Raw genomic sequence first — 26420 nt, 5'->3', positions numbered from 1 at the left:
TACGTCCACTGCTTGGTGACGGAGCCCGAGGCGCCGTCGCCGGTGGCACCCCAGCCGTCGGCGACCATGCCGTTCGTACACGAACGGCTCGGGGCCGACGCCCACGAGTCACCTGCCCGCACAGGCGTCCCAGTATCATCAACGTCACTTTCGGCATGCGGAACCAGCAGCAGGTCCTACGGAACGTGGAAGGAGTCGCGTTGTCGCTGACGGACAAGGCCATCGAGCGGATCCGCGAGCTGATCCGGACCGGTGCCCTGCCCCCGGGTTCGAAGCTTCCGCCGGAGCAGGACCTGGCCGCCCAGCTGGGCCTGTCCCGCAACCTCGCCCGGGAGGCGGTCAAGGCCCTGGCCGTCGGGGGTGTCCTGGAGGTCCGGCGCGGCGACGGCACCTATGTGACGAGTCTCCAGCCGAGCCTGCTGCTGGCGGGGGTCGGCGGTGCGGTGGAACTGCTACAGAGCGACTCGGCCGCGCTCCAGGACCTCATGGAGGTGCGCCGGCTCCTCGAACCGGTCGCCACGGCTCTGGCCGCCACACGGATCAGCGACGAGCAACTCGCCGAGGTGAAGCGGCACTTGGACGCCATGCGCGAGGCGCGCGACGACGTCGAACTGCTCAACGCCCACGACGCCGCCTTCCACCACGCCGTCGTCGCGGCCACGGGCAACGAGACCCTCCTCACGCTCCTGGAAGGGATCTCCGGCCGTACCCTGCGTGCCCGCATCTGGCGCGGACTGGTCGACGACAAGGCCGCAGGCCGCACCCTCGCCGAGCACGAGGCGATCTTCAACGCCCTGTCCACCCGTGACGCCCTTCTCAGCCAAGCCGCCGCGCTGCTGCACGTGAACACCACCGAGCAGTGGGTGAAGGAACACCTGGGATCGAGCACGCCAGGCGTCATGAACCCATGAAACCCCATGGAACATGGGATGTATGGGCCGCGGACGGAGGAGCCACTGTCCGCAGCCGGGCTGGAAACTCCACTGCAGTTACGGGGACTTGAGGAATCACTTCGCCTCAAAAGCGTCTGACATTGGATGAATATTGCACAGCACTCATTGACGAGGACATGACCGATCTTTACTGTCCTGCGACAGATCCGTGGCCGTGACCAGTCGAAGGAGATGCGGATGACGGGCATGCGCAGGGCGTGGTGGGGGCGTGGAAAACGTGCGGGGGTGCTCGTCGCGGTGACCGGGTTACTGGCGGCCCTGCCGACGGGGTGGGGTGCGGCCGGGACGGCGCGTGCGACCACGGCGGGCGTGCTGTCGCAGGTGCACACCGCGGGGCGGGTCAAGGAGGCCGGGAACACCGTGCAGTACAGCTGGCCCGGCGTGTACTTCGAGGGCCGCGTCAGCGGCACCGGCGTGGGCGTCGTGCTCAACGACTCGGCTGCCGACTACGACGTCCAGGTCGACGGAACCACCGTCGCCACCCTCGTCACGCCCGGCAGCACCACGCACTGGATCCACGGCTTGCAGAACCGCGAGCACACCGTCCGGCTCGTCAAGCGCAACGACAGCCCGGCGGACATCAGCACGTTCGGCGGCTTCGTGGCAGCGCCCGGCGGTGCGGTACTCGGCAGGCCGACCGCCCGCAGCCGCCAGATCGAGTTCATCGGCGACTCCCTGACCGTCGGCTACGGCAACCTCTCGTCCTCCCGCGCGTGCACCGGGGACCAGATAAAGCGGACCACCAACGCGGACGTGAGCTATGGCGCCCTCACCGGCCGGCGGCTGAACGCCGACTACCAGATCAACGGCTATTCGGGCCTCGGCATGGTGCGCAACTACAACGGAGGCTCACCGGACGTCACCTACCGGACCTTCTACGACCGTGCCCTGCAGAGCGTCCCCGGCGACGTCTGGCAGAACCCGGGCACCTGGCGGCCCCAGCTCGTGGTGGTCAACCTCGGCACCAACGACTTCTCCACCGCCGTCAACCCCGGTGAGCCGTGGACGCCGGAGAGCCTCGCGGCGGCCTACCGCAGCGCCTACACCGACTTTCTCCAGAGGTTGCGCACGCGCTACGGCTCCGCCACCACCGTCGTGGCCGTCGGCGCCGGTCAGTACGCCGACCATGTCCGGCAGGTCGTCAAGGCTCGTAACGACGCCGGTGACAACGGGGTGCGGTACTGGTTCCTCGACTCCTCGGGCCTGGACTTCCTCGGCTGTGACTGGCACTACTCGGCCCACGACGACAGGGTCATCTCCGACCGGCTCGTCTCGTTCCTCTCCGGTCTGCCGATGCGCTGGTGACGATGCCGGACGCGCCGGCGCGGCGCCTCCTGCGGCCCGGGCGAGAGGTTCACAGGTCGAGGACCGCGCGCAGCGCGTTGTCGACGAGCTCTTGCTGTTCGGGGCCGATGTTGCCGTGCAGCGTGCCGGTCTCGAAGCGGAGGGCGGAGAGCTGGAGGAGGTTGACGGCGACGAGGGAGGCGTCGACGGGAGTGGTCAGATGCACGCTCATCGCCGTGTCGGGGTGCTGTGCGGGGGCGTGGAGCACGAGGACGACGGCGGCGCTGTAGGCCTCGGCGAGGCCGTCGAGGCTGACGACAAGCACCGTGCGGGTGCCCTTGCCGGTGTCGACGTCCCAGACGTCGCCCTTGCGGATGGTCACAGGGCGTCGCCCTCGCCCGCGAGGTCGAGGGGAGCGAGAGCGGCCAGCTTGCGCGCGGCGTCGAGGGTCATCTGCCGGCGCACGGCACGCACGATGTAGTCGTTCAGGGAGGGGGCGTCGGCCGCCGCGTCGCGGAGCTGCTTGTCCATGGCGTCCGGGATGCGCAGGGTGATGGCAGTCATGACGCCAATTTTAGTGTCATGGGTGCCGTCACGGAAGGCGTCGTACCGTCGCTGCGCTGCCGCGCAGCAGCAGGTGCGGTGCTTTCCGGGTCAGCCACGCGCCGCACAGCCCGATGGCGCCGCCGGCGACGACATCGCTGAGGTAGTGGGCGCCCGACTGCACACGTTCGACGGCCACCATCACCGCCGGTACCGCACACGCGATGCCGGCGGCCGGCCAGGCGGGGGTGACGGCGGCGGTGAACGCGACCGCGGCGGCGGTGTGTCCGGAGGGGAAGGACGAGGAGTCGGGGCGGTCATCGACCTCGTCGTGCGGGAACCACTCCGCGGGCGGCCTCGGCCGGTCCGCGAGCTGCTTGCCCACGCCGTTGGACCCCAGCTGCGCCACCGTGAGCCCCACCATGCCCGCTGCCGCCGCCCTGCGGCCCCGCCGGCCGCCGAGCGTGCCCATCGCCACCGCCGCACCCCACCACAGCTTCGTGCTCTCCGCGGTCTCCTCCACCGCCGAGAGCACCCGGCCGATACGCGCCGGGACACGCGTCCCCGTCTGCCGCGTCATGGTTCCGTCGAGCTCGCGCAGCTTCTCCGGCCATCTCTGGCGACGGTGGCCGCGGCGTGCAGGACGCCTCATCGGCCCGGGGCCCGGAAGCCGTCGGCCCTGACGTTGGACATCACCGAGCTGGTGACGCGGTAACGGTGGTTGGGTACGCGGCTGGACCTGGTGACGTGCACGGCCAGCGGCCCGGCCCACTCGTAACCCTTCTGTTCGCCGTGGCGCGCCAGCCTGTCGGCGAGCGCCTGCCCCACGTCGCTGCCGTTGCGCAGGAGGGCGTCGTGGACGTGTTCGGCGAGTTCCACGTCGTAGGCGTTCGGGACCACGACCCGGCGCCGGCTGCAGACGACGGCTCGCCTGTCGCATTCGCGCCGCAGTGCGGCGACCACTTCGACCGGTTCCCTGGGGAAGATCTGCGCCAGCAGCGCCTCCTCGACCCGCTCCAGAGTCCGTTCCCACCCCGTGATCGTGCCCATCCGTGACACCTTCTCCTTCCTCGTCGTCGAGACCGGGCAGCGCGGCCGGGTCACTGAGGCCCCTCAGTCCGCTCGAGGCGGCGGCGGTCCTCCTCGTCCCAGCTGCGGGTGTCCCGCGGCTCGACGTACGGCTCCTCCGCGGGCGGGTGACCGCCGACGGCGGCGCGCTGGCGGGCGGTCTCGGCGTCGAACTCCAGGCCGAGCAGGATCGCGAGGTTGGTGATCCACAGCCACACCAGGAAGACGATCACTCCGGCGAAGGTTCCGTAGGTCTTGTTGTACGAGGCGAAGTTCGCCACGTAGAGCGCGAACCCCGCGGAGGCGGCCATCCAGATGGCCAGGGCGAGGAAGCTGCCCGGGGTGATCCATTTGAAGCCGCGGACCTTGGCGTTGGGGCTGGCCCAGTACAGGAGCGCGATCATGAGGGTGACCAGGATGACCAGAACTGGCCACTTCGCGATCGACCACACGGTCACGGCCGTGTCACCCACGCCGAGCACGTCGCCGGCTCGCTGAGCCAAGGGGCCGGTGAAGACCACGATCAGCGCGCTGGCCACGGCCAGCACCATCAGTACGACGGTCAGGGCCAGCCGCAGCGCCAGCACCTTCCAGACCGGGCGGCCTTCCGGGATGTCGTAGACGGCGTTGGACGTGCGGATGAACGCCGCCACGTAACCGGACGCCGACCACACCGCGAGGACCAGGCCGATGATCGCCATGACCGAGCCGGTGCCGGCGGTGCCCTGCAGTTGCTGCACCGCGTTACGGATCACGTCGCGCGCCGCGCCCGGGGTGAGCTTCTCGACGTTGTCCAGCACCGCGCTGGTGGCCGACTGCCCGGCGACCCCCAGCAGGGAGAGCAGGACCAGCAGGGCGGGGAAGAGCGACAGGATGCCGTAATAGGTCAGGGCTGCCGCGCGGTCGGTCAGCTCGTCCTTCTTGAACTCCTTGATCGTGCCGCGCAGCGTGGCCCACCACGTCTTCTTCGGCATCTCGGTGGGGCCGTCCGGTGCCCTGTTCTCCACTTCGGGGCCGGGACCGAACCGCTCCGGCTCGTCCTCGCCTCGGTGGAGATCCGTTCCTTGCTCGCCGGTCGCCGAGCCGTGTGCGGCGCCTCGGTCAGGGCGAGTGTCCTCATGCCGGTGTCCTGGTTTCATGAGTTTGGCCATGTCGCCCGGGTAGACAGAAACGGTGCACATCACACGTCCGCGAGCGCATCCGTGTCGCCGGGAAAGGGGCCGTACCGACCGACGTGGGGACCGCATGGCCCTCGTGGTGTCGCCGTGGAAACGGTTCGATGGAGTCGGCGGGGAGGACACGCCGAACAGACGCGGAGCAGCAGCCGTCGGCCGCTCACCGCGCAATCAGGATCCGCGAGAAGCGGATGGTCCTCTCCGCCGATCTTCCTGCCCGTTGTCGGTGCGTTCGCGCGCGTCCGGGACCTGGACCGCGAGCGCCGGTCATCCGACGCGTTCCCAGCCTCGGCGTGGCGCGCGGGCCCCCAGCCGGGCGTCGCGGCTGCGGTAGACGATGTAGGGGCGGGTCAGGTAGCCGAGGGGCGCGGTGAGCATGTGGACGAGCCGGGTGAAGGGCCAGGCCGCGAAGAGCAGCATCGCGCTGATCGCGTGGAGCTGGAACAGCACCGGTGCGCCGGTCATCCGGTCGGGGTCCGGCTGGAGGAGGAGGACGGCGCGGAACCACGGGGAGATGGTCTCGCGGTAGTCGTATCCGCCGCCGACGGCGTTCGCGGCCACGGTGGCGGACAGGCCGAGGACGACGGTCAGGGTGAGGGAGAGGTACATGGCCTTGTCGTTGCGGGTGGTGGCGGAGAAGACCGGGCCCACGGTGCGGCGGCGGTAGACCAGGATGGCCAGGCCGCCGAGGGTGGCGATGCCCGCGACGGTGCCGAGGACGACCGCGCCCGCATGGTAGGCGTCCTCGCCGATCCCGGCGGCCTCGGTCCAGCTCTTGGGGATGACCAGGCCGCCGACGTGTCCCAGCAGCACGACGAGGATGCCGAAGTGGAACAGCGGGCTGCCGATCCGCAGCAGGCGGCGTTCGTAGAGCTGGGAGGAGCGGGTGGTCCAGCCGAACTTGTCGTAGCGGTAACGCCAGACGTGGCCCAGGACGAAGACGGCGAGCGCGACGTAGGGCAGAACGACCCAGAGCAGGATGCCGCCGGTGCCGGCCTGCGCCGCGAGGGTGACGGGCGGGGCGGGTGCGGTCATCGGGGGCCTCCTGCGACCGGGTCGGGCAGGAACACCGGGGACGATGTGTACGGGTCCAGGCCGACCTGTTCCTCGGGCGGGCCCTGCGCGGCCAGGCGGCCCACGGCGTCGCGTTCGTCGCCGCTGAGGGCGGGCAGGGTGGCCGCGACGGAGTCCAGCACATGCGCCCAGGGCGAGGTGTCGTCGGTCAGGGCCAGGCGCAGCAGTTCCAGGCCGGCGCGGTGTTCGGTGAGCAGGCGTGCTCCGGCGGACGGATCCGCGGCGGCGAATTCCAGGACGACGGCGAGGTGGTCGGCCAGTTCGTCCTCGCCCAGCCGCCAGCCGGCGGCGGCGTACGTCTGCTTCAGCCGCAGCAGGGCGAGACCGCGTTTTCGGGTGTCGCCGTGGGCGTAGTAGGTGAGGTAGGGGCAGCAGCGTCTGCGGTGGTCGAAGGTGGAGACGTAAGCGGCGGCCAGGTCCGCGGGGGCGCCTCGGCCGGCGTGGGCGGTGAACCGCAGCAGAGGGCCCGCGACCGGCTCGGGCAGGGCGGCGGCGAACCGGCCCGCCAGGGCCAGGTGCCGCGCGAAGTCCTCGTCGGGGTAGGCGAGCAGCAGGGACTGGGCCTGCCAGGCGTACGGGTGCCAGGGCTCCGGGCGAGCCGTGCCCCTGGGCTTCTTCGTGAGCGCCTTCATGATGTCGGGCCGGCCTCCCCTGCCGTGTCGGTCTCGGCGCCGCCGCCGGTGTCGGGCGGCCTGTCGGGGAAGAGGCCGGGCGGGCTGCCCTTGCCGTCCCAGTTCAGGAGGTTGACGCGGGTGGCACGGTCGGTGGGGGCGGCGGGGGTGTCGGAGCTCTGGCGGTCGCGCAGTGCCCGGTAGTTCTCCACCGCGATCGGTGCGGCGCCGCCGGAGGTCTCCCCGAAGGGGCCGGAGCCTCCCATGCCGGGGCCGCCCTCGTAGTCCAGGCTGCACTCGGTGGCCGTCTCCTCCAGCTGGTGGGCCTGTTCGGCGTGGGCGGACGGGATCACATACCGCTCGTCGTACTTGGCCAGCGCCAGCAGCCGGTACATGTCGTACATCTGCTCCTCGCTCATGCCGACGGCCTCGGGGATGGCGGCGTCCGGTTCGCGGCCGAGGTTGATGTCGCGCATGTAGGAGCGCATGGCGGCGAGGCGGCGCAGCACCGCGTCCACCGGGCCGGGGTCGCCGGCGGTGAAGAGCTGCGCGAGGTAGTCCACCGGGATGCGCAGGGTGTCGACGGCGGCGAAGAGGTTGGTGTGGTCCTCGGCGTCGTGGCCGGTGTCGCGGACGGCGTCGACGACCGGGGAGAGCGGCGGGATGTACCAGACCATGGGCAGGGTGCGGTACTCCGGGTGCAGCGGCAGCGCCACCTGGTAGGTGTTGATCAGGGTGTGGACCGGTGAGCGTTGTGCGGCCTCGATCCAGTCCCGGGGGATGCCGGCCTGCTCGGCCGCGCGGACGACCTCGGGGTCGGCGGGGTCGAGGAAGACCTGGCGCTGGGCTTCGTAGAGGTCCTTGTCGTCGGGTGCGGAGGCGGCTTCCAGGACCTTGTCGGCGTCGTAGAGGACGAGCCCGATGTAGCGCAGTCGGCCCACGCAGGTCTCGGAGCAGACGGTGGGCAGGCCGACCTCGACGCGCGGGAAGCAGAAGGTGCACTTCTCGGCCTTGCCGGTGCGGTGGTTGAAGTACACCTTCTTGTACGGGCATCCCGTCACGCACATCCGCCAGCCCCGGCAGCGGTCCTGGTCGACCAGCACGATGCCGTCCTCGGTGCGCTTGTAGATCGCCCCGGACGGGCAGGAGGCCGCGCAGGACGGGTTGAGGCAGTGCTCGCAGATGCGTGGCAGGTAGAACATGAAGGTCTGCTCGAACTCGAGCTTGATCTTCCGCGAGACCTCGTTCAGCACGACGTCCTGCTCGCTGGTCGCCGCCGACCCGCCGAGGTCGTCGTCCCAGTTGGCCGACCAGGAGATCTTCAGATCCTTGCCGGAGATCAGGGACTTGGGGCGGGCGACCGGGGTGTGCTCCTGGAGCGGGGCGTTGGTGAGCGTCTCGTAGTCGTACGTCCACGGCTCGTAGTAGTCGTCGAGCGAGGGCAGCACCGGGTTGGAGAAGATCTGGATCAGCTTCCTGAACCGGCCGCCCGCCTTGAGCCCGAGCCGGCCGCGCCTGTTCAGTTCCCAGCCGCCGCGCCAGGTGTCCTGGTCCTCGTAGCGGCGCGGGTAGCCCTGCCCGGGGCGGGTCTCGACGTTGTTGAACCACACGTACTCGACGCCGGTGCGGTTGGTCCACGCCTGCTTGCAGGTGACCGAGCAGGTGTGGCAGCCGATGCACTTGTCGAGGTTCATCACCATCGCCATCTGGGCCATCAGGCGCATGTCAGTACTCCACGTCCTGGTTCGTGCGGCGGCGGATGACGGTGACCTCGTCGCGCTGGTTGCCGGTCGGGCCCAGGTAGTTGAAGGCGTACGACAACTGGGCGTAGCCGCCGATCAGATGGCTGGGCTTGATCAGCAGGCGGGTCAGGGAGTTGTGGATGCCGCCCCGGCGGCCGGTGGTCTCGGTGCGGGGCACGTCGATGAGCCGGTCCTGCGCGTGATGCATGTAGACGGTGCCCTCGGGCATGCGGTGCGAGACGACCGCGCGGGCGGCGACCACCCCGTTGCGGTTGACCGCCTCGACCCAGTCGTTGTCCTGGACCCCGACTTTGGCCGCGTCCCGCACGCTCATCCAGATCGTCGGCCCGCCCCGCGACAGGGACAGCATGAACAGGTTGTCCTGGTACTCGGAGTGGATCGACCATTTGTTGTGCGGGGTCAGGTAGCGCACGGTCACACCCAGTTCCCCGATGTCCCCGAGCGGGGGCTCGCCGAACAGCGCGTCCATGGTCAACGGCGGCCGGTAGACCGGTAGTTGTTCGCCCAGTGCGGTCATCCAGTCGTGGTCGAGGTAGAAGTGCTGGCGGCCGGTGAGGGTGTGCCAGGGTTTGAGGCGTTCGACGTTGACGGTGAAGGGCGCGTAGCGGCGCCCGCCGGTCTCCGAACCCGACCACTCCGGTGAGGTGATGACGGGGACGGGGGCGGCCTGGGTGTCGGCGAAGGTGATCCGCTTGCCCTCGTGTTCGGCGGCCAGGTCCGCCAACTGCCGTCCGGTACGGGCCTCCAGGGAATGGAATCCCTGCGTGGCGAGATGGCCGTTCGTGGTGCCGGACAGGGCGAGGATCGCCTCGCAGGCGTGCACGTCGCGGGCGATCGACGGGCGCCCGTCGGCCGCGCCGCCGCGGACGACACCGTTCTTGTGCCGCAGGTACTGCAGCTCCTTGTCCAGGTGGAACGTGATGCCCTTGGTGGTGGCCCCCAGACTGTCCAGCAGCGGTCCGAGGGCGCTCATCTTGTCCGCGACGGCCGCGTAGTCGCGCTCCACCGTGATCAGCTTGGGCATGGTGCGCCCGGGGACCGGCTCGCACTCCCCCGCCTTCCAGTCGCGGACGCGGCCGTGCGGGGTGGCCAGTTCGTCCGGGGTGTCGTGCAGCAGCGGGGCGGCGACGACGTCGGTGCGCACCCCCAGGTGCTCGGCGGCCTGGCGGCTGAACTCCCGCGCGATGGTGTGGAAGGCGTCCCAGTCGGTGCGGGTCTGCCAGGGCGGGGCGATGGCCGGGTTGAAGGCGTGCACGAAGGGGTGCATGTCCGTGCTGGACAGGTCGTGTTTCTCGTACCAGGTGGCGGCGGGCAGGACGACGTCGGAGAAGACGGTCGTGCTGGTCATGCGGAAGTCGAGGGTGAGCAGCAGATCGAGCTTGCCGGTGGGGGCCTCCTCCCGCCACGTCACCTCCCGTGGCCTGGCGTCGGGCGGCGCCTCGGTGGCCCGGACGGCGGACTCCGTGCCCAGGAGGTGCTTGAGGAAGTACTCGTTGCCCTTCGCCGACGAACCCAGCAGGTTGGCCCGCCACACGGTCAGCACCCGCGGGAAGTTCTCCGGCGCGTCCGGGTCCTCGCCCGCGAACCCCAGTCGCCCCGCCGTGAGTTCGTCCACGATGTGCTCGGCGACCGGGCGGCCCGCCGCCCCGGCCTCGTCGGCGAGATCCAGCGGGTTGCGGTCGAAGGTCGGGTACGAGGGCATCCAGCCCATCCGCGCCGACTGCGCGATGACATCCGCCGTGCTCTTCCCGGCGAAGAGCCCGCCCGCCCCGGCCGCGGCGAGTGTGTCGGCGGCGAAGGGGTCGTAGCGGAACTGGTCACCGTGCAGATACCAGTACGCGGTCTGGATCATGAGCCGGGCGGGCCGGTTCCAGTCCGCGGCGGTGGCGATCGCCGAGTAGCCGGTGATCGGGCGGACCTTCTCCTGTCCGACGTAGTGGGCCCAGCCGCCGCCGTTGACGCCCTGGCAGCCGGTCAGTGTCGTCAGGGTGAGGAAGGCCCGGTAGATGGTGTCGGAGTGGAACCAGTGGTTGGTCCCCGCTCCCATGACGATCATCGAACGGCCGCCGGACTCCTCCGCGTTGGCCGCGAACTCCCGGGCGATCCGCGCCGCCTTCCCGGCGTCCACGCCGGTGATCGGCTCCTGCCAGGCCGGCGTGTACGGCTCCTCGGCGTCGTCGTAGCCCGAGGGCCACTGCCCGGGCAGCCCCGCGCGGGCCACCCCGTACTGCGCCAGCAGCAGATCGAACACCGTCGTCACCAGGCGTCCGGCCACCCGCCGCACCGGCACCCCGCGCCGCAGCCGCCGCGGGCCGCCGTCCGGCGCGTCGAACCTGGGCAGTTCCACGACCACGGCCTCCGCGCCGCCGCCGTCGGCGGACAGCAGCGGGTCGACGCCGCCGAGGTCCAGGTTCCAGCGGCCGGCGCCGCTCTCGCCGTAGCGGTCGCCGAGGGTGCCGTTCGGCACGACGGGCCGGCCGGTCGCGCCGTCCAGCAGCACGGTGCGGAACGCCGCGTGCTCGGCCGCGGCGTGCTCTGCGCCCAGGTCGTCGGCGGTGAGGAACTTGCCCGGCGCGTACGAGCCGTCCTCCTGTTCCTCGACGGCGACCAGGAAGGGCAGGTCCGTGTACCGCTTGACGTAGTCCGTGAAGTACGGCGTCGCCCGGTCGGCGAAGAACTCCTTGAGGATCACGTGCCCCATCGCCATCGCCAGGGCCCCGTCGGTGCCGGGCTGGGCGGCGAGCCACTCGTCTGCGAACTTGACGTTGTCCGCGTAGTCCGGGGCGACCGCCACCACCTTCTGGCCGCGGTAGCGGGCCTCGGCCATCCAGTGCGCGTCGGGAGTGCGGGTGACCGGCAGGTTGGAGCCCCACATGATCAGGTATCCGGCGTCCCACCAGTCCCCCGACTCGGGTACGTCGGTCTGGTCGCCGAACACCTGCGGGGAGGCGACCGGCAGGTCGGCGTACCAGTCGTAGAACGAGAGCATCGCCCCGCCGAGCAGCGAGTAGAAGCGGGCGCCGGCGGCGTGCGAGACCATCGACATCGCCGGGATCGGCGAGAACCCGGCCAGCCGGTCGGGGCCGTACTCCTTGATGGTGTGCACGTGGGCGGCGGCGATCAGCTCCACCGCCTCGTCCCAACTCGCCCGGACCAGGCCGCCCTTGCCGCGGACGGACTTGTAGCGGCGGGCGCGTTCGGGGTCGGAGACGATGTCCGCCCACGCGGCCACCGGGTCCCCCAGGCGGGCCTTGGCCTCCCGGTACATCTGCAGCAGCACCCCGCGCACATACGGGTAGCGCACCCTGGTGGGCGAGTAGGTGTACCAGGAGAAGGCCGCCCCGCGCGGGCAGCCGCGCGGCTCGTACTCCGGCCGGTCGGGGCCCACCGACGGGTAGTCGGTCTGCTGTGCCTCCCACGTGATGATGCCGTCCTTGACGTACACCTTCCACGAGCAGGAACCGGTGCAGTTGACCCCGTGGGTGGAGCGCACCACCTTGTCGTGCGACCAGCGGTCCCGGTAGAACTCGTCCGCCTGCCGCCCGCCCTTGCGGTGCAGGGTGCGCAGGTCCTCGGAGACCTCCGCCCGGGAGAAGAACCGGCGGCTGCGCACCAGCGCCTCCGCCAGATCGCCGTCCATGCCCGCTCGTACCGGCTCCCGGTTGGTCTCCGCGCTCACCGTGCCACCCCGCTCCGGGCGCCGCGGCCCGTTCGAATCGTGATCGGTTCCGGCTGACACACGACTCTACGACCGGCTCCCCCAGCAGGGTCAACACGCGCACCACGAACAGTGGCGCTCGGCAGAGATCCGTCCGCGTGCGGCACGAACGACCCGGCACCGCGCGGCCGTTCACGGCACCGCGCATCCCCGTGCACCCGCCTGGGGCGCGGGCACACGGGGGTTGCGAGGTGCGGGCTACGACGTCGGCGACAGGCCGACGTCCAGGCGGCCGTCCGGGAGACGACCGCCGGGGCGCTCAGGGCGCGTCGATGAGGTTCCTGGCGTCCGTGCGTACGAGCGCGGCGGCGCCGCTCGCGTACGCGGACTGGACGCGGGACCGCTCGGTCGCGTCGGGTACGGCGCTGGTGCAGGACGTGCCCGCGCTCGACCCCGACATCAGCTGGGAGCAGGGGCCGGGTTTGGTGTCCGGCAGCCCGAGGCTGTGCCCCAGCTCGTGGGCGGCGATCCGGGTCCTGTCGTAACCCTGGCTCACGGCCTGGCTGCCGAGCTCGACACGGACCTGACGGCCCGGACGAACGGGTCCGAGCGTGGCCTGCGGCCAGCCCGTGGTGGCGACGATCACGATCTCGGCTCCGGCGCCGGGTGCCGCTTCCACCAGCCGGACGTTGCTCACGTTCGCGTTCCACGAGGCGACCCCGGCCGCTATCGCGGACTCCCAGCCTCCGGCGCGGCTGTCGTCGTAGCGAAGGGTCACCACTGCCGCCCGGGCGGTGGACGGTTCACGCGCGGGGGCGGCGGTCGCGGCGCCCGCCAGGGCGAGGACGAGCGCCGTGGCGGACGTGCCTGCCTTGAGCCATGTGCCGAGGGGCATGGCTGCTCCTTCATCCGTGGGGGGATTCCGGCCCCGGCGGGGCCGGGTACGCGAAGGAGCGGCGCTGGTGGTCCGGTGGGGCCGGACACCCGGTCGACCGCCCCTCCGGGGCCTTGCGATGGTATGCCGCTTCAGGCCGTTAGGTCATGTACCTGCCAGACCCATTCAGCATTTTCGACAGTGGTCGCGGCATCGGTTCGCCCTGCTTCGAGGTGGTCTGCGGGGTGTCGCGGGGGCAGACGGAAGCCGGCATGCGTCGCCCGCCGGGTCCGTCGGGCCACGAGTCATGGGTCGACGGGCCCTCGCTGTCAGCCCGTTGGACCCCTGTGCCTGCCCGCGGCTCCCGGCCTACGGTGAACACGGCGCTGAAACGTTTCATGCCCTTTGCCGGTCCACCGAACCCGACCCGCCCCTCGCACTCCCCCTCACCCCATGAGGAGAGCAAGCCATGCCGAACTCCACGCCCCGCCCCGACCTCGACGACCTGCTCGCCGACATGGGGGCGGCCGGCAGCCGCATCAGCGACATCGACGCCAGCGAAGCGGCCGCCGGCAACCTCTCGGTGTTCGTGGGCCGGGAACTCGACCTCGCCGACCGCTTCCCCTGCACCGAGGAGATCGCCTTGCCCGTCTGCGCCCCGGCGTTGGCCGGGCGCACCGTCCTCGTGACCGGCTCCGGACGCCGGCTGCGCGACCTCGCGCAGGACCCGCTGGCCGGCATCGGCGCGGTGCACATCCACCCCGACGGGGGCTCAGCCACCCTGCGCACCTCACCTCGTCGCCGGTTCTCCGGCCTGACCAGCGAGTTCAACTCTCATCTGGCGGTGCATCAGGACCAGGTGGCCCGGCGCGGCATCACCTTCCAGGCCGTGATCCACGCGCAGCCCCCGCACCTGACCTACCTGAGCCACATCCCCGCCTACCGCAGTACGCAGGCCCTCAACTCCCGCATCCTGCGCTGGGAGCCGGAGACGATGATCAGCCTGCCGCAGGGGGTCGGGGTGCTGGACTTCATGGTCCCCGGCTCGGCGCAGCTGATGTCGGCCAACGTCGAGCAACTGCGCCACGCGCACGTGGTGTTGTGGAGCAAGCACGGGGTGATGGCCCGCTCCGACGTGTCGGTGATGCACGCCGTCGACCGCGTGGAGTACGTCGAGACCGGTGCCCGCTACGAGTACATGGACCTGGTCGCCGGACGCAGGGCCGAGGGCCTGACCCCGGAGGAGATCAAGCACGTCACCACGGCCTTCGCCGTCTCCTCGCCGTGGGCGTGAGCTTGCGGTCGTCACCTGCTGACGGCACGAGGCCGAGCACAGCGGTTCCCGGCCCTGGGCTCACCAGCGGTGCGGTGGTGCGATGCCGTCCAGCACCAGGTCCACCACCCCGTCCAGGAAGGCGTCGTCCAACGGCTCCCGGGTCAGCAGCAGCCGCATGTGCAGGGGGCCCATGAGCGCCTCGAAGACGAGGCGGTGGTCGACTCCCGGGCGCAGTTCACCGCGTTCCCCGGCGCGGGCGAGCACCGCGGAACCGGCGGCGAAGCGGTGGTTCCAGAACCGCTCGCGGGCGCCCTCGAACTCGGCCATGTCCTCCCGCAGCGCCATCCGTACCAGCAGCGCGCCGAGGGGGGTCCGGACGAACGCCGCCGTCCCGTGCAGCAACGCGCTCAGATCCGTGCGCAGGGCGCCCGTGTCCGGAACCGGGATCTCCGTGCGCGTGCGGTCCAGTACCGCGTCGAGGGCCAGGTTGCCCTTGGTCCCCCAGCGCCGGTAGACGGAGGACTCGTGCACGCCGGCCCGACGGGCGACCTCCCCTATCGAGAGGGCCTCCAGCCCTGCGTCGAGCAGCACGTCCACCGTCGCGGCCAGGACGGCGGCGCGCACACGGGCACTGCGGCCGCCCGGCCGACGTGCTGGTGGACGGCTGCGGACGGGCACCGTGCCAACGTAACGCAGCACGTGCCGACTTCGCCCCCACCGGATGCCGCGGATCAGCCCGCCTTCGGGTAACCCCCCTGCGCCGGACGCGGAAGCCGCTGCACAGCGGCCGGTTCCCCGCGCCTCGGCCGGGACGGCCGGGGCGACCGGGACAGTTGGGGCGTCCCCTCCCGGCGCACGCCGGTACGCCCGGTCGTCAGAGTGGAGAGCAGTGCGGCCACCGCGGTCGTGGCGACCAACCCGGCCACGACGATCACGCCGAACAACACCCAGAAGCCTTCGGGGAGAAGCATGAACCTCGCCTCCCGTTAACGCATGTGTCCTTGCGTTAACAAGTCTGCTCCTCCCGCACCGCACACCGCAATTCCTGTCGCGGCACGAGGAGTTCGAACCGTGAGAAGTCAGCCACGTTCCTCGCGCCGCTCCCCTCACTCGGGCTCCTCGGGCCCCGGGTGCACCGCGGCGGCAGGGTGCTGCCGGGACGGGCGGGAAGGCAGGGCGAGGAAGGCCAGCAGCGCTCCGCCCGCGGCGACGGCGGCCCCGACCAGCAGCCCGAGACCCATACCGCTGACGAACGCCGAACGTGCCAGCGTCGCGAGCATGCGCCCCGCCGTACCGCCGACCCGGTCGGCCAGCGCGAGCGCTCCGCCGAGCGATCCGAGGACGCTGTCCGACACGTCCTGCGGCAGCCTGTACGGCCTCAGGGGCGGGCCCATACGGTCCTGGTAACGGGTGGTCAGCAAACTGCCCACGATCGCCACGCCGAGTGCGCCACCGAGCTGGACGGCCACGCCGTTGGTCGCCGAACCCACGCCCGTGTCCCCCGGCGGCAGCGTGCCCATGAGGGAGTCCAGCGCGGCCGGGACGACCAGGCCCGCGCCGAGCCCCAGCAGCATCATGCCGCCGAGGACGTCGCCGTATGCCGAGGCCGTATCGGCGCCGGACAGCTGCCACAGGCCGCCGGCCACGACCAGGAGCCCGGTGCCCACCACGGTCTTGGTGCCCGCCCAGCGCACCAGCACCGGCGACAGCGGTGCGACCACGGCCAGCAGACCGGCCACCGGCAGGATGCGCACCCCGGTCTCCAGGGCGGTGTAGCCGAGGCCGAACTGCAGGTACTGGGTCAGGACGAACAGGGCACCGAAGAGCCCGAACATCGCCAGGGACACCGAGGAGGTCGCGATCGAGAAGCGGCGCGCGCGGAAGAAGCCCAGGTCGAGCATGGGGTGGCTGCTGGCCCGCTCCCAGAGCGCGAAGCACACCAGCACCACCAGTCCGGCGCCGCCGGCCCCGAGCACGACGCCAGAGGTCCAGCCGCGTACCGGCGCCTCGATGATCGCCCACAGCACCAGTCCCAGACCCGCGATCGAGAGTGCGGCCCCGACCGGGTCGGGACGCAGGGCGCGGGCGTTGCTGGAGTCCGGCACCAGCAGTTGCGCGCACACCAGGCCGATGAGCGCGACGGGGATGTTGACCCAGAAGACCGAGCCCCACCAGAACCGTTCCAGGAGCAGCCCGCCCGCGACCGGGCCGATGGCGATCCCCAGACCGCTGGTGCCGGCCCAGATGCCGATCGCACGCCGTCGCTCGCCGGGGTCGCGGAACACGTCGGTGATGATCGACAGGGTGGCGGGCATCATCATCGCCGCGCCCACTCCCATGCCGGCCCGCGCCGCGATGAGCATCTCCACCGACCCGGAGTAGGCGGCCCAGGCCGACGCCGCTCCGAACAGGGCCAGCCCGGTGGTGAACACCCGTCGGCGGCCGAAGCGGTCCGCGCTGCTGCCGGAGACCAGCATCAGGCCGGCGAAGACCAGCGCGTAGGCGTCGACGATCCACTGCAACTGGGTCGTCGTGGCCTCCAGTTCCTTCACCAGGGTGGGCAGGGCCACGTTCAGGATCGTGTTGTCCAACGACACGATCAGCAGCGACACACAGAGCACGACGAGGGCGATCCAGCGGTTCCCTGCCCTGCGCCCCTCCGGTGCCGCGGCCGTCGGCGGAACATCGCGCACATTCGTCATGCCTCCATCCAGCCCCCGCCCGCCGACGGCCGTCAGGTGCCGTAGGTCCCGCAGACAGGGCCGCGCGGCCTCCTGCCAACTCCGCCCGCCCGTTCCTTGCACCCTGTCAACTCCGCGCACGCCGACGTGATCCGACATCCCATGGGCACCACAGGACACCGCACGCCAGGAATCAGGGCTGACCGGCCCCCTCCGGCGGGTCGACCGGCCCAGCGCGTGCCGGGCGGGGTACGACGAACCTGACGCAAGCTGCGTCGACCCGCTCAAGGGGGCCCTCATGTCGCACCAGCCTTCCGTCCTTCGAAGAATCCTCGCCGCGTCGTCCGCCTGCCTGCTGAGCGCCGGCACGGCCCTGTTCCTCGCACCCGAGGCCGCCGCCGAACCCGCCACGCCGGCCGGCTACCCGGCCGGTGCGAGCGCCACCCGGTACTCCGGGCTCGCCTTCGACGCCTGCACGGCCCCGCCGCTCGCCACGATCCAGGCGTGGAACGCCTCGCCGTACCGCGCCCTCGGCGTGTACATCGGCGGTGTCAACCGCACGTGCAGTCAGCCGCAGTTGACCGCCTCCTGGGTCGCTTCCGTCTCGAAGCTCAAATGGCGTCTGCTGCCCATCTACAAGGGCCTGCAACCGCCCTGCGGAGCCCGGCCCACCGACGCCAAGATCAGCACCGATCCGGCGACCGCCAGGGCGCAGGGCGTCACCGCGGCGGACGACGCCGTCGCCGCCGCGAAGGCCCTCGGCATGCAACCCGGCAGCGCCTTCTACAACGACATCGAGAACTACTCGCAGACCGACACCGCGTGCCGCGCCGCCGTGCTGAACCATCTCTCCGCCTGGACCAAGGAGCTGCACCGGCTCGGCTACGTCTCCGGTGTCTACATGAACCTCAACCTCGGCGCGAAGCAGCTCTCCGACGTCTACACCTCGACGTCCTACGCCCGCCCGGACGCCCTGTGGATCGCCCGCTACGACGGCATCGACTCCCTGAAGGGCTGGGCCGCCGTCCCCGACACCAAGTGGGCCGTCCACCAGCGCGCCAAGCAGTTCCGGGGCGGCCACGACGAGACGTACGGCGGCGTCACCGTCAACATCGACACCGACCGCCTCGACACCCCGGTCGCCACGGTCGCCCACACGTACACCGTGACCAGTACCACTGCCCTGAACGCCCGCACGGGACCGTCGACGAGCTATCCGGTGGCCAGGACGTACGCACCGGGCTCGTCCCTCAAGGTGGTGTGCCAGGCTCCCGGACTCAAGGTGGGCTCCACCTCCGTGTGGGACAAGCTCACCGACGGCAGCTATGTCACGGACCACTACGTCAGCACACCCTCCACCACTGGCTACAGTTCCCCCCTGCCCCGCTGCACCTACCCCTACCAGGTCACCGCGAGCGGCGGTCTGACCGAACGCAGCGGGCCCGGCGCCTCGTACGCCGCGGTGGGCACCTCACCCAACGGGGCCCTGGCCTGGGTCACTTGCCAACGCGTCGGCTCGGCGGTCGGCACCACCAAGGTCTGGGACCGGATCGACAACGGCCACTACGTCTCGGACTATTACGTGGCCACGCCCGGCAACACCACCTACAGCAAGCCCGTGCCGCGCTGCTGAGCACGCCGGGAGGGGCCAACCGGCCCTCAGGACAGGACCCTTGGTCCTGACGCCGCTGCCGCCGGCAGCCGAGACTGTAATCGGGCAGGGATGTTACGGCGACCTGAGTGCCGGGATCCTCTGCGAGAGGGAGTCCCTGCCCAGGGGACCGTTTTCGGGCAAAGCGGTGGTCGTGCGTGGGTCGTCGGCCACGTGCCCGTGAGCATCGCGCTCCCCCCGGCGGGCACGTCCCCGCCCACGGGCCTCCACCCTCGACACGGGGATGGAGGCTCGGGCCGCCCCAGGAACGAAGCCGGCCGTCCGCGTCCGCGGTGCGCAGGGACCAATGGCCCCGAACCGGGGGTCCATCACCCCTGCCCGTGCCCGCCGTTTCGCGCTGCAATGGAAGAAGGACTCTTCACGACCTCGGTGAACCGGTCGGGTGCCCGCGGGCCGCGGACTACGTGTGGGGAGGCGGCAGATGCGCTTCGACGACCGCCGGTCGGCCGGGCGGCAGCTGGCCCGGCATCTTGCGTTCCTGCGCGGCCGGGACGTGGTCGTGCTGGGGCTGCCGCGCGGCGGCGTGCCGGTGGCGTACGAGGTGGCCACCGCGCTCGACGCGCCCCTGGACGTGCTGGTGGTGCGCAAGCTCGGCGTGCCCTGGCAGCCGGAACTCGGCTTCGGCGCCATCGGGGAGAACGGCGTGCGCGTCCTGAACGCCGACGTACTGGACTCGACCCGGCTCAGCCCCGCCGAGCAGGCCACCGTGGAACAGGCCGAGCGGACGGAACTCGCCCGGCGTCTGCGCCTCTACCGCCATGAACGCACCCCTGTTCCGGTGGCCGGGCGGACGGCGGTGATCGTCGACGACGGGCTGGCCACCGGTGCCACCGCGGAGACGGCCTGCCGGGTCGTCCGGCAACAGGGAGCGGCTCAGGTCGTCCTCGCGGTGCCCGTCGGACCGGCCTCCGTCGGGGCACGTCTGCGGGAGGTCGCCGACCAGGTGATCTGCCTGCACGCCCCGCAGTTCCTCGGCACGGTGGGTGCCTGGTACCACGACTTCACCCAGACCACCGACGCCGAGGTGACCGGGCTGCTCGCCCGGGCCGGGCAGCCCGCGCCGGTGTCCCGTCCCCCGGTCGCCCCGCACCCGCTGCCGGACCGGGAGGTGCGGATTCCGGCCGCCGGGGTGCGCCTGGGCGGCCGGCTCGTCGTCCCCGACCGGGCCCCGGCCGTGGTGGCCTTCGCGCACGGCAGCGGCAGCAGCCGGCACAGCCCCCGCAACCGGTATGTCGCCGACGTCCTGAACCGGGCCGGACTGGGCACGCTGCTGCTGGACCTGCTCACCGGGGACGAGGAGCACGACCGCGCCAACGTCTTCGACGTCCTTCTGCTCGCCCGGCGCCTGCACGCCGCCGCCCTCTGGCTGCGCCGCGAGACCGGTCTGCCCGTCGCCTGCTTCGGCGCCAGCACCGGAGCCGCGGCGGCTCTGGAGGCAGCGGCCGCCCCGGGCGCCGACATCCACGCGATCGTCTCCCGCGGCGGTCGCCCCGACCTGGCCTCGCCCACCGCGCTGACACGTGTGACGGCGCCGACCCTGCTCATCGTGGGCAGCCTCGACACCCACGTTCTCAGCCTCAACCGGCTCGCCGCAGACCGCATGAACTGCGAGCACCGGATCGCCGTCGTCCCCGGCGCCACCCACCTGTTCACCGAACCCGGGACCCTGGCCACGGCCGCCCAGCTCGCCCGCGACTGGTTCACCTCACGCCTGGCCCGTCCCACCGCCGGTCCACCACCGCGCCGGTCGGCGCGCCGGGGGGCCGGCACGGCGGCCGGCGGGGCCGCGAGGCCATCGACACCTGGGGCCGGCCCATCGCCCAACTGACGGACGACGGCCCCTCGCCGGGCCTGAAAAAGGCCGACCGGCCCCGTCCGGGGCGGTCTCCGGCGGCGCAGGATGACAGTGCACGAGAGTGCGGAACACCGCTCGGGAGGTGTGTTGTGGATTGCTACGACTGCGCACTTGAGGACACGGCGACACCCGCGATCGCGGTGTGTGGCCGTTGCGGTTGCGGGGTGTGTGTGCAGCACGCCTGCGTTCTGGGACAGCAGGTGCGGCGCGCGGCGGGCACGGGCCTGAGCTACGGACGGAAGCCCGCGCGCCGGGTGACGTGCCGGACGTGCCACGAGGCCGAGGCGTTCGACCACGTGCTACGCGGTGGCTGAGGCGGACGGCACGGGGCCGCTCCCCGGCCGTGCGGCCGGTCTGCCGCGCCCCGGGCAACACGGCGCACACGATGGGGGATCCGAAGGCAGGTGGACGCGAGTCCTGCACCCGTACACAGACCGAGGCGGTGACACACGATGGCGCACGCTCCCTTCCGAAGCAGTTCCGGCCCCTTCGCGCCGGGACCGGCCGAAGCCCGTCGCGAGGTGCGCCGGGCCTGGCTTTCGCTCGGGATGCTCCTGCCGGCCTTCGTCCTCGCCGTGCTCACGGGCGACTGGCTGCTGCACCTTCAGGGGTACGACGACAGCGCCAAGACCGTGCCCCTGACCCCGACGCTCATCGCCGGTGGCCTCGCCCTGCTGGTGCTGATCGCGCCCGCTGCCGCCGCGCTCTACTACGGTCTCCGCGCCCTGCGGCACGGGAACCCGGCCGGGCTGGCTCCGGCCGTGTCCGGGGGCATCGCGGCCGGCGTCCTGCTGCTCTTGAACGTCGTCGCGCTGGTCGTGGACCGGTGAGACGGGCCACGGAGGCGAGACGTCCCGCTGTCGGTGCCGTCGAGTAGGTTCTGGCTGACCGGCCCGACCGACGGGCCGCTGCACGGGGGGACTTGTCGAAGTGAGCATCCACCTGCACCTGCGCGCCGTCGCGTCGGCCGAGATGCAGGACGACCACACCTGGTTGGCGGCGTTCATGGCCGAGGCGTGGGAGAACCACGCCGACGAGTACGCGGCCGGTGTCGCCGACTCGATCAACAAGGTCTTCGACTCCGTGGCCGACCTCTACGCCGCGGCCGGTCCCCTCGCCACCGGCACCGAAGTGGGGCAGCCCTGGGCACTGCCGATATACGGCGGCCGCCCGGTGCCCCACACCGCCGACGCGGACCCCGCCGACCCGCCGCTGATGATTCTGGAGCCGCCCCAGGTGTCGGCAGCCGCCGAGTTCCTCGCGGCGGTCTCCTTCGGCGAGCTGTGGAATGCCGCCGGTTTCGGGGTGGGCGGCCGCATGGGGGAAGAGGAGCAGGTCAGGCAGGAGTTCCTTGAGTATCACCGGGACCTTCGGGGGTTCTACGGACGGGCGGCCGCGGCAGGTCACGCCGTGGTCAAGGCGGTGTGGGCCTGAGACGGGGTCACGCCTCCAGGGCGTCCGCCGCCCACCTCCTGCGCACCGCGTCCTCGTGCTCGGCCTGCTCCAGTGCCGCGTCCGCGCGCGCGAGCGCCGTCTCCAGCCGGGGTATCCAGTGGCGCCGCAGGGCCCGGACCCGTTGGCGGGTCCGGGCGACCTCGTCCCCGACGGCCCGGGCCGCGGCCCGGGCGGCGGCGTACGCGGCAGCGGCCCGCACGGCGCCGGCGTAGGCAGCCTCGGCGTGGATCAGCGCGGTGTTCACGGGCGCCGGTGCGCCCGGATCGGGTTCCGGCAGGGTGCAGGAGGCGGCACGGGGGTGTCGTACGCCCATCGTGGTCGCCCAGGTGATCTCCAGTTCGGCGAGGTCCGTCAAGTCCCCTGTGGGGAGGGCCTCTTCGCCGGCGAGGAGCAGGCCGCGCCGCAGCCATGTCTCCGCCTCCCCGAGCCGCGCGTGCCAGTCCTCCCGCGCGAGGTGTTCGGCGTGCCGGAGTTCCTCGTGGCGGGCGCGCAGGATGCGCAGCTTCTGGTCGAGCAGGTCGGCCCCGCGCCGGGCGACGTCCAGGCTCCGGCGCAGTCGCATCCGCCCGGCGCGGCCGGGTGGTACCCGCAGCTCTGCCATGGGATCACCCGCCCGCCGGTGCGCCGTGGGCGTCGAGGAGCGCGGTGGGCAGCATGGCCAGCTGGCTGCGCGGCAGGGTGAGCAGTACCCGCCAGGCGCGCTCCAACGTCTGCTCCAGGGTGCGCAGTTCGTCGGGCCGCTGGTCGACGAGGTCACGGGCGAAGGCCTCGTCGAAGGCGAGGTAGCCGCGGTCGGTGGGGCTGAGCGCCGCCTGTCCGACGAGGTCGGCGAGCTCCCTGACCTGGCGGGCGCGGGCGAGCGCGGAGAGCAGCTGGGCGGCGACGTCGAGGTGGTCGTCGCGGGTGCGGCCCGGGCCCGCTCCCTTGCGCATCAGCCGGGACAGCGACGACAGCGGGTCGACGGGCGGGTAGACACCGCGGGCGTGCAACTGCCGGGAGAGCACGACCTGGCCCTCGGTGATGTACCCGGTGAGGTCGGGCACGGGGTGCGTGATGTCGCCCGCGGGCATGGTGAGCACCGGCAGCACGGTGACCGACCCCGGCAGCCCGCGGATGCGCCCGCACCGCTCGTACAGGGACGCCAGGTCGCTGTAGAGGTAGCCGGGGTAGGCACGGCGGGCCGGGATCTCGCCGCGGGCCGCGGAGACCTCGCGCAGCGCCTCGGCGTAGCTCGTCATGTCGGTCATCACCACGAGGACGTGCCGGCCCTCGCCGAAGGCGAGCTGCTCGGCGACGGTGAGGGCGATGCGCGGGGTGAGGATGCGCTCGATCACGGGGTCGTCGGCGGTGTTGAGCAGCAGCACCAACTCCCCCGCGGCGGACCGCTCCTCCAGTGCCTGGCGTACGAAGGCGGCGTCGGCGTGGGTGACTCCCATCGCGGCGAAGACCACGCAGAACGCCTCTCCGCCGGCCGTGGACTGGGCGGCGATCTGCGCGGCGAGTTCCAGGTGCGGCAGGCCGGCCGCCGAGAACACCGGGAGTTTCTGGCCGCGCACGAGGGTGGTGAGCGCGTCGATGGCACTGACCCCGGTCAGCACCGCCTCGGCGGGCGGCTCGCGGCGCACCGGGTTGACGGGGCGGCCGCCGACCGCGGAGGCGGTGGCGCCGAAGACGGGCGGTCCCGCGTCGAGGGGTTCGCCGCGGCCGTTGCACACCCGCCCCAGCCAGCCGGGGCCCACCGGGACGCGCAGCGGGGAGCCGGTGAACACCGCGCCCGTGCGCGCCGGGTCCATCCCGGCGGTGTCCTCCAGGACCTGGACCACCGCCGTGCCGCGGTCGACCTCCAGCACGAGGCCGTGCCGCTGCTCCCCCGAGTCCAGGGTGAACCGGACGAACTCGTCCCAGCCGACGCCCTCGACCTTGTCGACGACCGCGAGGGGGCCGCGCAGTTCACGCACCGAGGTGTACTCGATGCGGCCCCAGTCGGACGTGGCGTTCACGACACCTCCCCGAGTCGGGCGAGCATGTTCTCGCGCAGGTTCTGGACGGTCTCCGCGTCGTGCGGGCCCGCCTCCTCCCGGGCGCGCAGCAGGGGCGAGAAGTCGGCCTCCTCGATGCGGGCCGCCGCCACCCCCGCGTCGGCCAGCTCGCGGCAGCGGTCGACGACCGCCAGCACGGCCTCGGCGAGCGCGGCCGTCTTCTCGGTGCCGCTGTAGGCGTCCTGGGCGGACAGGGCGCTCTGCTGGAGCACGCCTTCGCGGACGAGCCGCCCGCCGAGGACGCTGACGCGTTCCTGGTCGGGCAGCGCGGTGATGCCGAGCAGGTCGACCAGGTCGGCGAGCCGGTCGGCCTCGGCGAGCAGACCGGCCACCCGGGCGCGCCGCGCGGGCCAGTCGGGGTCGTCGGTGGCGGCGTGGTGGGCGCCGAGCGCGGCGGCGTCGCGGGAGAACGACTCGGCCCAGGAGACGGCCGGGTAGTGGCGGGCGTAGGCGAGGTCGCGGTCCAGGGTCCACAGGCAGCGCACGAAGCGCTGGGTGTGGGCGGTGACCGGTTCGGCCATGTCGCCGCCGGGCGGGGACACCGCGCCGATCACCGTGACGGAGCCGGCGCGTCCGCCGAGGGTGGTCACCGCTCCGGCCCGCTCGTAGAACGCCGCGATCGCCGAGGCCAGGCCCGCCGGGTAGCCCTCCTCGGCGGGCAGGGCGCCGGTGCGGGAGGCGAACTCGCGCAGCGCCTCGGCCCAGCGGGAGGTGGAGTCGGCGATGACGACGACGTCCAGGCCCATGTCGCGGAAGTACTCGGCGACCGTGACGCCGGAGTAGATGCTGGCCTCCCGGGCCATCATCGGCATGTTGGAGGTGTTGGCGACGATGACGGTGCGGTCGGCGAGGCGGCCTCCGGTGCGCGGGTCGGTCAGCGCGGTGAACTCGTCGATGACATCGGCCATCTCGTTGCCGCGTTCGCCGCAGCCGACGTAGACGATGACGTCCGCGTCGCACCACTTGGCGATCTGCTGCAACAGGACCGTCTTGCCGGTGCCGAAGCCCCCGGGGACGGCGACGGTGCTGCCCAGCGCCACCGGGAAGAGCAGGTCGATGGCGCGCTGGCCGGTGCGCAGGGCCCGGCCGGTGTCGAGGCGTTCGCGGACCGGGCGGGGGCTGCGCACCGGCCAGTGGCTCGTCATCCGTACGGGGGTGCCCGCGACGGTCGCGACGGCGGCGTCCTCGGGGTGGCGGCCCGCCGGGGCGATGTTCTCCACGGTTCCCGCGCAGCCGGGCGGGACCAGCACCAGCAGCGGCACCGGGCCCGCGCCGCGGATCTCGCCGAGGGCGTCACCGGGCAGCACGGCGTCCCCTTGCCCGGCCCGGGGCACGAACTCCCACGCGGGTCGCTCCGGCCCGGACCGGGCGTCGAGGGTGCCGGGCTCCAGCCAGGCGCCGGCTGCCGCGAGCGGGCGCAGCAGCCCGTCGAAGATGCCGCCCAGCAGGCCGGGGCCCAGGGTCGCGGACAGGGGCCGGTGCAGCGGACGGACGGTCATGCCGGGGGCGAGGCCGCCGGTGTATTCGTAGGCCTGCACGGTGACGACGGTGTCGCGGATGGCGACCACCTCCCCGGGCAGGCCTTTCTCGCCGAGGGCGACGAGGTCGTTCATCGCGGTGCCGGCCATGCCCTCGGCCTCGACGAGCGGGCCGGTGACCCGCAGGATGCGGCCGGTGCCGTGCGGGGCGTGCGTCACGGTGCCCACAGTTCCTCCACCTCCGTGCCGGTCCGGTCCAGCGCCCGCAGTGCGAACGCGTCCAGACCGCAGTCGATCCGGCGCCCCGGGGCCGCGCCGACGACGCCTCCGCCGGGGGCCTCCGTGATCCGGCACTCCGGGCCGAGCAGCCGGCGCACGTGTGCGGCCAGGCGGGCTCGCAGGGCCGGGTAGGCGGGGGCGCCGCGCAGTTCCTCGACGCCGTGCACGACCTGCCGGCGCAGTTCCTCCCAGCACTCCCGGCGGGCGGCGAGCTCACGCGTGCGGGCGTCCCCGCGGGTGCGGGCGCGGCCGGCGGCACGGAAGGCCTCGGCGTCGGCGGCGCCCTGCCGGCGTGCCTCGGCGAGGATCGCCTCGGCCTGCGCCTCGGCGTCCCTCAGCTGCGCGGCCGCGTCCTCGGCCGCCGCCGCCAGCACCGCTTCGGCGTCGGCCCTGGCGTCGCGCAGCAGGCGGGCCCGCACGGGGTCGAGTGCCGTCGTGGCTCCGGCGGGAAGCGAGGTCCTCATGGCGGCATCACCGCGGTCAGCGGGTCCTGTCCGTCGAGCTGCTCCGGGCCGAGGGCGTCCGCGGCGGCCGGGGTGAGGATCACCAGCCCCACGTCCGCCGGGAGGTCGCGCCAGGCGGCTCGTACGGTGTCCGGGGCGTCCGCGGGGAACACGGCGACGCCGACCGTGCGCAGTCCGACGACGCGCAGCCGTTCCCCGATCGCGGCCAGGCGGGTCAT

The 26420-nt window shown here is 72.3% G+C and carries 25 protein-coding genes; 7 read left to right on the top strand and 18 right to left on the bottom strand.

Going from position 1 to position 26420, the window contains the following annotated elements; all coding sequences use genetic code 11:
- The first annotated feature begins 200 nt into the window (after positions 1–200).
- Both DI272_RS30405 and DI272_RS30400 read left to right on the top strand, forming a co-directional pair.
- Positions 201–911: a FadR/GntR family transcriptional regulator gene (locus DI272_RS30405; protein WP_109498398.1), complete on the top strand. Its 711-nt coding sequence runs from the start codon at positions 201–203 to the stop codon at positions 909–911.
- Between the two features lie 228 nt (positions 912–1139).
- The gene (locus DI272_RS30400) at positions 1140–2258 is read left to right on the top strand and encodes an SGNH/GDSL hydrolase family protein (RefSeq protein WP_109501124.1); all 1119 of its coding nucleotides are present in this window, start codon (positions 1140–1142) and stop codon (positions 2256–2258) included.
- Positions 2259–2307: 49 nt separating this feature from the next.
- On the opposite strand, the gene DI272_RS30395 is transcribed toward DI272_RS30400, so the two are convergent.
- The 10 genes from DI272_RS30395 to DI272_RS30350 all read right to left on the bottom strand — a co-directional run bounded on the left by DI272_RS30395 (position 2308) and on the right by DI272_RS30350 (position 13024).
- Positions 2308–2619 (bottom strand): hypothetical protein, encoded by a 312-nt coding sequence (locus DI272_RS30395; RefSeq protein ID WP_109498397.1) that lies wholly within the window; start codon positions 2617–2619, stop codon positions 2308–2310.
- Complete coding sequence (locus DI272_RS30390) at positions 2616–2801, bottom strand: hypothetical protein (RefSeq protein ID WP_109498396.1); 186 nt, start codon at positions 2799–2801, stop codon at positions 2616–2618. The genes DI272_RS30395 and DI272_RS30390 overlap by 4 nt, the downstream gene beginning before the upstream one ends.
- A gap of 28 nt (positions 2802–2829) precedes the next feature.
- Positions 2830–3360 carry a phosphatase PAP2 family protein gene (locus DI272_RS30385; protein ID WP_258314723.1) on the bottom strand — a complete coding sequence of 177 codons (531 nt, stop codon included), beginning with the start codon at positions 3358–3360 and terminating at the stop codon, positions 2830–2832.
- Between the two features lie 68 nt (positions 3361–3428).
- Positions 3429–3830: a DUF3662 domain-containing protein gene (locus DI272_RS30380; protein ID WP_109498394.1), complete on the bottom strand. Its 402-nt coding sequence runs from the start codon at positions 3828–3830 to the stop codon at positions 3429–3431.
- 50 nt (positions 3831–3880) lie between these two features.
- Positions 3881–4999, bottom strand: coding sequence for a YihY/virulence factor BrkB family protein (locus tag DI272_RS30375; RefSeq protein WP_109498393.1), 1119 nt, complete (start codon positions 4997–4999; stop codon positions 3881–3883).
- A gap of 291 nt (positions 5000–5290) precedes the next feature.
- Positions 5291–6058, bottom strand: a complete 768-nt coding sequence (gene narI / locus DI272_RS30370) for a respiratory nitrate reductase subunit gamma (RefSeq protein ID WP_109498392.1) — start codon at positions 6056–6058, stop codon at positions 5291–5293.
- On the bottom strand, positions 6055–6729 hold the full coding sequence (gene narJ, locus DI272_RS30365; protein WP_109498391.1) for a nitrate reductase molybdenum cofactor assembly chaperone: 675 nt from the start codon (positions 6727–6729) through the stop codon (positions 6055–6057). The genes narI and narJ overlap by 4 nt, the downstream gene beginning before the upstream one ends.
- Complete coding sequence (narH, locus tag DI272_RS30360) at positions 6726–8432, bottom strand: nitrate reductase subunit beta (RefSeq protein ID WP_109498390.1); 1707 nt, start codon at positions 8430–8432, stop codon at positions 6726–6728. The genes narJ and narH overlap by 4 nt, the downstream gene beginning before the upstream one ends.
- A gap of 1 nt (position 8433) precedes the next feature.
- Positions 8434–12111: a nitrate reductase subunit alpha gene (locus DI272_RS30355; protein ID WP_109498389.1), complete on the bottom strand. Its 3678-nt coding sequence runs from the start codon at positions 12109–12111 to the stop codon at positions 8434–8436.
- A gap of 337 nt (positions 12112–12448) precedes the next feature.
- On the bottom strand, positions 12449–13024 hold the full coding sequence (locus DI272_RS30350; RefSeq protein ID WP_109498388.1) for a snapalysin family zinc-dependent metalloprotease: 576 nt from the start codon (positions 13022–13024) through the stop codon (positions 12449–12451).
- A gap of 448 nt (positions 13025–13472) precedes the next feature.
- Here DI272_RS30350 and DI272_RS30345 point away from each other — a divergent pair, with 448 nt between their 5' ends.
- The gene (locus DI272_RS30345) at positions 13473–14297 is read left to right on the top strand and encodes a class II aldolase/adducin family protein (protein WP_109498387.1); all 825 of its coding nucleotides are present in this window, start codon (positions 13473–13475) and stop codon (positions 14295–14297) included.
- A gap of 60 nt (positions 14298–14357) precedes the next feature.
- Here DI272_RS30345 and DI272_RS30340 read toward each other — a convergent pair whose 3' ends face one another.
- The 3 genes from DI272_RS30340 to DI272_RS30330 form a co-directional block, all read right to left on the bottom strand.
- A complete protein-coding gene (locus DI272_RS30340) occupies positions 14358–14903 on the bottom strand; it encodes a TetR/AcrR family transcriptional regulator (RefSeq protein ID WP_258314722.1) in 546 nt (181 codons plus the stop codon).
- 107 nt (positions 14904–15010) lie between these two features.
- Positions 15011–15250 (bottom strand): hypothetical protein, encoded by a 240-nt coding sequence (locus tag DI272_RS30335; protein WP_109498386.1) that lies wholly within the window; start codon positions 15248–15250, stop codon positions 15011–15013.
- Between the two features lie 135 nt (positions 15251–15385).
- On the bottom strand, positions 15386–16981 hold the full coding sequence (locus tag DI272_RS30330; protein ID WP_181387361.1) for an MFS transporter: 1596 nt from the start codon (positions 16979–16981) through the stop codon (positions 15386–15388).
- Positions 16982–17258: 277 nt separating this feature from the next.
- On the opposite strand from DI272_RS30330, the gene DI272_RS30325 reads away from it, so the two are divergent.
- The 4 genes from DI272_RS30325 to DI272_RS30305 all read left to right on the top strand — a co-directional run bounded on the left by DI272_RS30325 (position 17259) and on the right by DI272_RS30305 (position 21921).
- On the top strand, positions 17259–18593 hold the full coding sequence (locus tag DI272_RS30325) for a glycoside hydrolase domain-containing protein (RefSeq protein WP_109498384.1): 1335 nt from the start codon (positions 17259–17261) through the stop codon (positions 18591–18593).
- A gap of 460 nt (positions 18594–19053) precedes the next feature.
- Entirely contained in the window at positions 19054–20460 is a 1407-nt protein-coding gene (locus tag DI272_RS30320) for a phosphoribosyltransferase (RefSeq protein WP_109498383.1), read from the top strand.
- A 479-nt stretch (positions 20461–20939) separates the two neighbouring features.
- Positions 20940–21317, top strand: coding sequence for a hypothetical protein (locus tag DI272_RS30310; RefSeq protein WP_146238404.1), 378 nt, complete (start codon positions 20940–20942; stop codon positions 21315–21317).
- A gap of 100 nt (positions 21318–21417) precedes the next feature.
- Positions 21418–21921, top strand: coding sequence for a DUF1877 family protein (locus DI272_RS30305; protein WP_109498380.1), 504 nt, complete (start codon positions 21418–21420; stop codon positions 21919–21921).
- A gap of 7 nt (positions 21922–21928) precedes the next feature.
- Here DI272_RS30305 and DI272_RS30300 read toward each other — a convergent pair whose 3' ends face one another.
- The 5 genes from DI272_RS30300 to DI272_RS30280 are packed head-to-tail and all read right to left on the bottom strand — an operon-like array spanning position 21929 to position 26420.
- The gene (locus DI272_RS30300; protein ID WP_109498379.1) at positions 21929–22543 is read right to left on the bottom strand and encodes a V-type ATP synthase subunit D; all 615 of its coding nucleotides are present in this window, start codon (positions 22541–22543) and stop codon (positions 21929–21931) included.
- Between the two features lie 4 nt (positions 22544–22547).
- Positions 22548–23942: a V-type ATP synthase subunit B gene (locus DI272_RS30295; protein WP_181387359.1), complete on the bottom strand. Its 1395-nt coding sequence runs from the start codon at positions 23940–23942 to the stop codon at positions 22548–22550.
- Positions 23939–25678, bottom strand: a complete 1740-nt coding sequence (locus DI272_RS30290) for a V-type ATP synthase subunit A (RefSeq protein ID WP_258314721.1) — start codon at positions 25676–25678, stop codon at positions 23939–23941. The genes DI272_RS30295 and DI272_RS30290 overlap by 4 nt, the downstream gene beginning before the upstream one ends.
- Positions 25675–26202 (bottom strand): hypothetical protein, encoded by a 528-nt coding sequence (locus DI272_RS30285; RefSeq protein WP_109498377.1) that lies wholly within the window; start codon positions 26200–26202, stop codon positions 25675–25677. Before DI272_RS30285 ends, DI272_RS30290 begins: the two co-directional genes overlap by 4 nt.
- The gene (locus DI272_RS30280; RefSeq protein ID WP_109498376.1) at positions 26199–26420 is read right to left on the bottom strand and encodes a V-type ATP synthase subunit F; all 222 of its coding nucleotides are present in this window, start codon (positions 26418–26420) and stop codon (positions 26199–26201) included. The genes DI272_RS30285 and DI272_RS30280 overlap by 4 nt, the downstream gene beginning before the upstream one ends.

It is taken from the genome of Streptomyces sp. Act143, from assembly GCF_003143935.1.
Classification (GTDB): domain Bacteria; phylum Actinomycetota; class Actinomycetes; order Streptomycetales; family Streptomycetaceae; genus Streptomyces.
Note: the sequence above shows the minus strand (reverse complement) of the source record. Positions and strands in the feature narration are given on the sequence as shown.